The sequence below is a fragment of the Streptomyces sp. NPDC032161 genome (assembly GCF_040636995.1).
Lineage (GTDB): Bacteria > Actinomycetota > Actinomycetes > Streptomycetales > Streptomycetaceae > Streptomyces.
Map to the genome: position 1 here is coordinate 1 of NZ_JBEZVN010000076.1, position 7,912 is coordinate 7,912.

10 protein-coding genes are annotated in these 7,912 nt (G+C 69.2%); 8 read left to right on the forward strand and 2 right to left on the reverse strand.

Annotated elements, in window-relative coordinates; genetic code table 11:
- The first annotated feature begins 219 nt into the window (after window positions 1–219).
- Entirely contained in the window at window positions 220–861 is a 642-nt protein-coding gene (locus AB0E67_RS35710; RefSeq protein ID WP_362034920.1) for an ATP-binding protein, read from the forward strand.
- Here AB0E67_RS35710 and AB0E67_RS35715 read toward each other — a convergent pair.
- Window positions 836–3,220 carry a Helicase associated domain protein gene (locus AB0E67_RS35715; RefSeq protein WP_362034921.1) on the reverse strand — a complete coding sequence of 795 codons (2,385 nt, stop codon included), beginning with the start codon at window positions 3,218–3,220 and terminating at the stop codon, window positions 836–838. The genes AB0E67_RS35710 and AB0E67_RS35715 overlap by 26 nt on opposite strands.
- Window positions 3,221–3,246: 26 nt before the next feature.
- The gene (locus AB0E67_RS35720; protein WP_362034923.1) at window positions 3,247–4,062 is read right to left on the reverse strand and encodes a hypothetical protein; all 816 of its coding nucleotides are present in this window, start codon (window positions 4,060–4,062) and stop codon (window positions 3,247–3,249) included.
- Between the two features lie 263 nt (window positions 4,063–4,325).
- Between AB0E67_RS35720 and AB0E67_RS35725 the strand changes: the two genes are divergently transcribed.
- From AB0E67_RS35725 to AB0E67_RS35755, 7 genes are all read left to right on the forward strand, one after another.
- Window positions 4,326–4,475 carry a hypothetical protein gene (locus tag AB0E67_RS35725; protein WP_362034925.1) on the forward strand — a complete coding sequence of 50 codons (150 nt, stop codon included), beginning with the start codon at window positions 4,326–4,328 and terminating at the stop codon, window positions 4,473–4,475.
- Between the two features lie 59 nt (window positions 4,476–4,534).
- The gene (locus AB0E67_RS35730; protein ID WP_362034927.1) at window positions 4,535–4,846 is read left to right on the forward strand and encodes a transposase; all 312 of its coding nucleotides are present in this window, start codon (window positions 4,535–4,537) and stop codon (window positions 4,844–4,846) included.
- Window positions 4,843–5,430, forward strand: coding sequence for an IS3 family transposase (locus AB0E67_RS35735; protein ID WP_362034929.1), 588 nt, complete (start codon window positions 4,843–4,845; stop codon window positions 5,428–5,430). The genes AB0E67_RS35730 and AB0E67_RS35735 overlap by 4 nt, the downstream gene beginning before the upstream one ends.
- 87 nt (window positions 5,431–5,517) lie before the next feature.
- Window positions 5,518–5,727, forward strand: a complete 210-nt coding sequence (locus AB0E67_RS35740; protein ID WP_362034931.1) for an integrase core domain-containing protein — start codon at window positions 5,518–5,520, stop codon at window positions 5,725–5,727.
- A 185-nt stretch (window positions 5,728–5,912) separates the two neighbouring features.
- The gene (locus AB0E67_RS35745) at window positions 5,913–6,335 is read left to right on the forward strand and encodes a YjbQ family protein (RefSeq protein ID WP_362034933.1); all 423 of its coding nucleotides are present in this window, start codon (window positions 5,913–5,915) and stop codon (window positions 6,333–6,335) included.
- 383 nt (window positions 6,336–6,718) lie between these two features.
- A complete protein-coding gene (locus AB0E67_RS35750; RefSeq protein ID WP_362034935.1) occupies window positions 6,719–7,279 on the forward strand; it encodes a DUF5994 family protein in 561 nt (186 codons plus the stop codon).
- A gap of 29 nt (window positions 7,280–7,308) precedes the next feature.
- Entirely contained in the window at window positions 7,309–7,539 is a 231-nt protein-coding gene (locus AB0E67_RS35755; protein WP_362034937.1) for a hypothetical protein, read from the forward strand.
- The last annotated feature ends 373 nt before the right edge of the window (window positions 7,540–7,912 follow it).

A 7,912-nucleotide genomic window follows, 5' to 3' on the forward strand; every position in this document is an offset into this window, starting at 1 on the left:
GGGAACGTCCCGCTTCGCGGGACGTTCCCGAAAACCAGCGCCACCCCAGGGAACCGACCTGACAGGGTTGACGAAACAGATAGGGGCACCCCCCCATGACCCGCCTGCCACCCGCACCCACCGGCCAGTACACCGCCCTGCCCGACGCCCGCCTAGGTCACCACCCGAGCCCTGCTCACCGCCCGCGAGAACCTCACCGACACCATCAACGCCCGCGCGATGACGTGCATCCACGGCGGCGCCGGCTTCGGCAAGACCATGGCCGTCACCAGCTGCCTGCGCGAGCTGGAGCCCGGCGAGGACATCCGCCGCATCACCTTCCACGCCCGCACCACCACCCGCGCCGTACGCCACGAACTGCACACCGCCCTCGAACTCCCCGGCCAGCCCCCGCGCTACGCCAACGAGTTCGACCACCTCCTCAAGGCAACCCTCGCCGCCCACCCGCGTACCCTCGTCCTAGACGAGGCACAGTGGCTCTCCAGCGACCAACTGGAGTACATCCGCTACCTCTGGGACGACCCCCACACCCAACTCGCCGTCATCTTCGTCGGCGGCGAAGGCTGCCACGCCACCCTCCGCAAAGAACCGATGCTGTCCTCCCGCATCTTCATCTGGCAGCGCTTCACCCGCCTCACCACCGACGAAGTTCTCGAGACCATCCCCCTCTACCACCCGATCTGGGCCGACACCGACCCCGAAGACATCGCCTACGCCGACAGCCGCGCCGCCCACGGCAACTTCCGCAACTGGGCCCGCCTCACCGCCCACACCCGCACCGCCCTGAACCGCACCGGCCGCCCCCGCGTCGACCAAGAAGTCCTCCGCTGGGCCTTCAGCCGCCTCGGATCAGGCACATAGCCCCCACCCCCTGCCGTCCGCCTCTATCAGCGCATGCCGAGTGCGTCGAGGTCCGCGCGCCGCTGCTCGGGAAGCTTGGCGGCCCGACGCCGTACGTTGTCGAGCCAGGTGCCGAGCTTGACCTCCACGGCCCCGTCAGCGCCGTTCTGGCGGCCCACCAGGCCCGCCTCCGCGCCCAGCTGCGCCACCTGCTCGACATGCTTGCGGGCACTTTCAGGTGTCCTTCCCGGGCATGGAACTGCCGGGCGGCAGCGAGGTTCGCGGCCCACTTCGCGTCCTGTCCCCGCAACACCGGCCGCCCCGCCTCCTCCTTCGCGGCTGGTGTGAGCCCGAGGGTGTTCTCCAGGAGCCACTGCTGCGCGGCCAAGAGCTGCTCCCACCTGCGCCGCTGCGCGATCACCCACCGGCCGAGGTCTTCGCCCTGGACGACCACCGTCCCGGCGGTCGTCGGGACGGTGGCGCCGGCTTGGATGTGGTTGTGCACGAGCCGGTGGCAGCGCTGCCATGTGGTGTCCCAGGCCGGGCACCATCCCGGATCGATCGCGTCCAGCTCGCTCTGTCGCTCCTGGGTCATGGCCCTGGCCGCCGATGCCACGGGCTGGCCGGCCGCGCGGAGTTCCTCGTTCTCCCGCGCCCGCCGCGCCGCGGCCCGTGCGTTCTTGGCCCAGACGCCGATGGGGTAGTCGGCCCAGACCGCGTTGGTCGGGGGGAGGAAGTGGCCGTGGGCGGCGGTGTAGAGCCGGGCCGCGGCCACCCCGTCCGCCCAGGCCGCGTCCCGCTCGGACCAGACCATCCCCAGAGCCTCCAACTGCACGAGACGCTCCGCCTCCAGGGTCCCGTCGGTGTAGTAGCGCCGCTGTTCGGCGAGCCACCGCCCCAGCGGATACGCGCCCGCCCCGCCCCAGCCGTCCGTGTCCGGCGTGACATACGCGTACGGCACCCGCAGCACGCTGTTCCCGGTCTCGCGCAGCCACTTCGTGGCCGCCTCGATTCCGCGCAGCCAGTACGCCTTCTCCGGGTCGATGACCCGCAGCCGCACGAACTGCGCCAGCACGGCGGGGTCGCGTTCCTCGCTGAACCGCAAAACCCCGGCCGCCGCCTCACCCACCCGCACCCGCGCCGCGCCGCCGTCCTCCAGGCCGTCACCGTCCAGGACATCCTCGGCGCCGTTGCCGTTGCCGTCGTGGTCGTGGTCCTGGTCCTGGTCCTGCTTCTCGGTGATGTTCTTCCGGCCGGTGCGGGTGCGGGGGTCGGTCAGTGCCTCGATGGTGTCCGTGTCGTGCGCCCGCAAGGCTGAGAGGACCTTCGCGAGGGTGGTGTAGGCGTCCGAAGTCAGCATTTCATCAGCGTTCTCACCGGGTCCGAGGAATACCGGCACGATCAGAGTGGCGAGTTTCCCGCGTCCGGGCCGGGTGCGCAGGGCACGCCCGACCATTTGCACGATGTCGACCATCGACCCCCGCGCATCCGCGAAAAGCACCGCATCGCATTCTGCTGTGTCGACTCCTTCCCCGAGGACTTTCACGGAGCTGAGAACCCGCAATTCGGCACGTCTATCAGACGTTCCATCGAGAAAGAGGGAGGCGAATTCGTTCAGTGTCCGGCGGCGGTGGGCGGGGGAGTGGTCGCCGTAGAGCCAGTCCGCCCACACTCGGTCCGCGGGCGGGTAGGTGTCCGGGTCGGACTCGGCCAGGGCGGCGGCGACAGCCGGCGGAGGGCTGTCCGGGTCCATGCTCGCCACCAGCCGCTGCTCCCCGTCCTCGGCCTCCCACACCCGCGGCGTCGCCGTCATGTAGAGCCGCCGCACCGCCGGGATCCGGTTCTGGTCGTGCACCGCCGCCCAGGGCTTCGCCGCATCCCCACTGACCCGGTGCGCCTCATCGGTGACCATGAGGTCCCACCCCGGTAGGCCGGCCTCGTGGGCCCGCTGAAGCACCCCCCTGCCCACCGAGGCATACGTTGCAAAAACGGTCACGCTGTCCAAGCCCCCCACCCACTCCGCCAGTTCACCGGCATCTGTGGTGCAGGGAATCCCGTCGGACTCCTCGGCCGACAGTCTGCACACCCCGACCATCGCCCCCGTCCGCCCGGCCCGCCGCCACGCCTGGGCCATCTGCAACAGCAGGTCCCGCGTCGGGACCAGGACCAGGACACGGCGCACGGAAAGCCGCCGGGCGACCTCCGCCCCGATCCGAGTTTTCCCGGACCCGGTAGCGGCGATGACCTGAGTCCGCAGCCCCCCAACGGGGACGCCTCCAGCCGGGATCGAAAGGCGCCGCAGAGCCGCATCGACGGCCTCGATCTGGTGCGGATCCAGTTCGCCGTCCGAGGCGGGCTGGGGCTGATTCACCTGTGCCATACCGTTCCCTTTCAGAGCCTGGATTCTCAGACGGCCGTGTGTGGAGTGCTGGCCGTACCGGAGTCCTTCCAGATCGACGCACCCGCCTTGTGCCAGCCGCCGGGCTCCCCGCCCCTGAACGGCGGCACGTCGTCCGGGTCGCAGTGCCCGGCCTCGCGCGTGCAGACGACGACGTCCCCGTCGCTGTCCACCGTTCGCGCGGTGCACAGACCGCCAGCCTCGCCCAGCGCCTCCAGCACCCGGCGCCGCTCCATGGTGTGCGGGTGCGTGCCCGGCAGCACGGTCTCCCGGACGAACCGCTCCAGCCGCACCAGGTCCGCCCGCTCGCTCCGCCTCACGTCCGCAGTACCCGGGCTCGTGACGGCCAGGCCGTAGTGGTCCAGGCAGGCCAGGAGAAACACGGCCAGAGCCCGGCCGGGGTCGCTGGCGTGCGTGATCCCGGGCGGCTTGCTGGTCCAGCCGAACGTGGCCTGGTGGGGCCGTGGCCGTACGCCGCCGGTGTGCGGGTCGGGAAAGACCACGGCGCGGGTGAAGAAGTCGTCCAGGAGGCTCAGCAGGTCAGCATCCTGGTTGTCCAGCTCACGGCCACGCACGGTGGCCTTGGCCGCCTCCAGGATCGTGGTGAGGTACCGCCGACGCGCCCCCTCCTGCTGCCGGAGCTCGCTGGACGGACCCTCCTCGACCACCTCCACCACGCGGTGCAAGCCCTGGTCCCCGTACACACCGCCCGGCTTCTCCAGCACCTCACGAGCCTTGGCAACCGCCTCCTCGACCGACCGCCCGGAGACGTAGTTCGTCACCACCGAGACGCCCGGGTGCTCCGGATCGGTGCGCTGCGCCACGATCCGATTGTGAGGTTCGGGGAGGGTGTCATTGAGGTGTCCGGCTTGGTGTGTCGTTCGGTAAGGCGCTGTCTGGTGCTGTTCGGTGGCCGTTTTGCTAGTGCCGCATCAGGCAACGTTTGCCCCGCTGTGACGCATCGCTTGATTGCTGCGCCGGGCGGTCAGAATGATCACGTGGCTGAACGTGTGCAGGTCCGGGAGATCGATGACGACGAGGGCAGGCGCAGATCGGATCCCGTCTGCTGGAGCTGTCCATCACAGAGGTGGAATCCCCCTTCTTCACTATTCTCGATACCTGGACCAGCACCTCCGCAGGCGAAGAACGCCTCCGTATCGTCACCGAACTCATCACCCGAGCCGCTGAGACCGAGGAACTTGCGCGGGACGCTCACAAGCAATTTGAGCTGTACTGAGATTTGTGGAGTCCCTGATGCCAGGGTTACGGTCCTGGCGTAGGAGAGCCACCGGCACCATGGCAGCACCCCGTAAATACCCCGACGAACTGCGCGGGCGCGCGATCCGCGAGGTCCGCACCACCGGCCGTCCGGTCGCGCATGTCGCGAAGGACCTGGGCGTCCACAAAGAAGCCCTGCGTGGCTGGGTCCGCGAGGCCGAGGCCGACCGCGGCGAGTGCGAAGACCGGCTCACCACCGCCGAGCAGGACGAGTTGAAGCAACTTCGCAAAGAGGTAGCGGAGTTGAGGCGGGCGAACGAGATCCTCAGGGCCGCCTCGGTGTTTTTTGCCCAGGAGATCGACCGTCCCCGGACGAGGCCGAGCGGGTGATCGACCGCCTGCGTGACAGAGGTGTCGGGGCCGATCCCGTCTGCCGGGTGCTCCAGCTGTCGCCGTCGACGTACTTCGCCCGAAAGAAGCGGCTGAAGTCGGCCCGTCGGCTCCGTGACGAGCAGCTGATGCGGCTGATCGAGGAGGCTCACGCCACCTCGGGCGGCACCCATGGCGCCCGCCGGATCACCGGCGCGCTTCGGCGCAAGGGCCACGAGGTGGCCCGCTGCACCGTCGAGCGACTGATGGCCGAGCTCGGCCTGGAGGGCGTCATCCGTGGCCGGCGGCGTCGGACCACGGTCCCGGAGCCGTCGGCGCCGCGTCCGCCGGATCTGGTCGACCGGGACTTCACCGTCTCGCGGCCAAATCAGCTGTGGGCAGCGGACATGACGTATGTCCGCGCCTGGTCGGGATGGGCGTATGTGGCGTTCGTCCTGGACGCGTACTCGCGGATGATCGTCGGCTGGCAGGTCGCGAACCGCATGCGGACAGGACTGCCCCTGGACGGACTGGAGATGGCCCTGTGGAGGCGGAGGGTCAAGAAGGACTCCGGCCTCGTTCACCACAGCGACCGCGGGTCTTAATACGTATCAGTTCGGTACACCGACCGGCTCGCCGACATCGGCGCGTCAGCTTCGGTCGGCTCCGTCGCGGACTCGTATGACAACGCGATGGCCGAGGGGCTGAACGGCACCTTCAAGGCCGAGTTGATCGAGATGCAGGGCCCGTGGAAGGACGTCGACCAGGTCGAACGGGCGATCTTCCAGTGGATCACCTGGTACAACGAAGAACGCCTCCACTCCGCACTCGACTACGTACCGCCGGCCGAGTACGAGGAAGCCTTCCGGCGGAGCCAGGAGCAAACCCCGCAGTCCGCCTGAACCAATCAAGATTTGGACTCTACGAAACTCGGGGCAGCTCAGTCCTGCCTGTACGTCGCGAACAGGGATGAACCGACCGGCCCTTGACGTGGGTCGAGCGACGGGGCGGCTTCGGTGATCGGAGTCCGGCGGAACAACCCGTCCAGCCGTCAGCGCTGCTCCTGTACAGCGGGTACTGGTGAACCATGACCGGCACCTTCACCACCCGCACCGTCGACGTGACAACCGGCTCCGCCGAAACCATGCACGACCTGACGAACGCGTGCTCCGCGTTCCTCCGGGAGGTCGCTCACGGGAGAGACGGGCTGCTGAACGTCTTCACTCCACACGCGACGTCCGGCCTGGCCGTCATCGAGACCGGGGCCGGCAGTGACAACGACCTGCTGGCGGCCCTCCGTGAGGTTCTTCGCGCGGACGACCGCTGGCAGGACCGCCACGGCGGTGCGGTCCCCGGCCGCGATCACATGCTCCCGGCCCTGGTCCCGCCCCACGCCACGCTGCCCGTGGTCGGCGGTCAGCTGGAGCTGGGGACCTCGCAGTCCGTCGTTCTGGTGACCACCGGCCGGGACGCCCCCGAGCGAAAGGTCCGGCTGTCCTTCCTCGGCTGACCGTACGCCGCGCTGCCCCGGCGTTCAGGTCTGCGGAGTGCTGCCGGTGTCGATGAGGATCTGTTCGGCCTGGGTGACATTGTCGGCCCGCACGGCTCTGGCCAGTGCGGCCCGTGCCGCGTCGGGGAATGTGCCGGCAGCACCGGGCGAAGCGCTCGCAGTAGTCCCGCCGTACTCCGCAGGTCGGCGACGGGTCGCCCACAGGGTCGTCGCAGGCCCGCGTTCCCGCCAGGTTGCCTGGTCGCGCGAGGCCTGCGGACCCGCCTGCGGGAGTAGGGTGAAGAAACCGGGAACTCTTCGCACAACGGCGCCCATGCGGGTGTCGTTACCGGCAAGTCACAATGCCGGGCCGCCGACGACGAGCCCGGGGCAGGGTTCGCACCATGGCAGTGAACATCGACCGTACGACCACCGACGAGCATGCCCCTTCGCCGCCCGCTCGCCTGTCCCTGACGCCAGGAACGGCGCCGGGGCTTCTGGACGGTGCCTGGTGGCCTCGCTCGCGTGACCTCTCCCGCGAGCTCCCCGCACTGGCGGCGAGGCTGGACCACTCCTGGGGTCGAGTTACCCACGTCACGGTGAATCCGGCCTTCTGGCCCGTGATCCCGCGCAAGGTTCCCGTCACCGGGCACACGGTGCACGTGGGGTGGTTCACGAATGAGCAGGACCCGCACAAGCTCCTCGTATTCTCCTACACCGCGGAGCGCCTGGACCTGCTGATCATCCCGCCGGAGACCGACCCGGCCGCGGCCGCCAGGCTGATGTCCGCCGCGACCACCCCCGGAGGCCTCCTCACCGCGAGCAGGCTGATGGAGGAGGAGCGAGCGGCCGACGACGCGACGGAGTCACGGGACCGCGAAGAGGAATGGGAGACCGAGGGTGGGGGCGCGCCACCACCGACCGGGAACCCGACCGGGCCTCCGCCCTCCGCCCGAGGGATGTGAGGGCAGTGGAGATCGCCGTCACCCTGGCCTTGATCCTGGGCCTGATCACTGTGGGAGCCCTCCTGATCCGCCAGCTCAAACGCCCAGTCCTCCGGCACTGTTTCGATTCCACCGAACAACGCAGCTGCCCGGCTGGCCGCGAAGGCGGTACCCGGCTCCACCTCACCGTGGACACCGCGCATCCCGCCGAACCCGCGCGATCCTGGCTGGCGACCGGCCGCGCTTCGGCCGCCGACCGCCCCCAGCACGACGACGTCTGAACAGCCCGTGCAGTGCATGCCCTGCACAAGCCCTCAGGTCGGCGACCTGAGGGGCATCGGTGAATCGCCACCTCGACTTGATCGGCTTCACCCCGAGTGAAGGAGGCTCCGCTCCCTGCCAGGCTGCCGTGAACAGGAGCAGGACCCCAGCCAGCGGACGCCTTGACCTCCTCTCGTCCCGGAGGGCGAAGCTCACGAAAGGACCGTACCGTTGGCCCATGAGTGTCTTCATCAAGCTGGTGGAGAATCGGCCGCCACAGGAATACGTGAACGAGCGGAGGGCGGATATCTCCTACGACGACACCGTCGAGGAGAATTCCGAGATCACTTACCAATACGACGTACTTTCCAGCGGGGCCCTGAGAATCCTCCG

Bases quoted from the DNA above. Each gene is read 5' to 3' on its own strand.
- AB0E67_RS35710 (WP_362034920.1), top strand. From the start codon at position 220: ATGACGTGCATCCACGGCGGCGCCGGCTTCGGCAAGACCATGGCCGTC.
- AB0E67_RS35715 (WP_362034921.1), bottom strand. From the start codon at position 3,220: ATGGCACAGGTGAATCAGCCCCAGCCCGCCTCGGACGGCGAACTGGAT.
- AB0E67_RS35730 (WP_362034927.1), top strand. From the start codon at position 4,535: ATGGCAGCACCCCGTAAATACCCCGACGAACTGCGCGGGCGCGCGATC.
- AB0E67_RS35740 (WP_362034931.1), top strand. From the start codon at position 5,518: ATGGCCGAGGGGCTGAACGGCACCTTCAAGGCCGAGTTGATCGAGATG.
- AB0E67_RS35745 (WP_362034933.1), top strand. From the start codon at position 5,913: ATGACCGGCACCTTCACCACCCGCACCGTCGACGTGACAACCGGCTCC.
- AB0E67_RS35750 (WP_362034935.1), top strand. From the start codon at position 6,719: ATGGCAGTGAACATCGACCGTACGACCACCGACGAGCATGCCCCTTCG.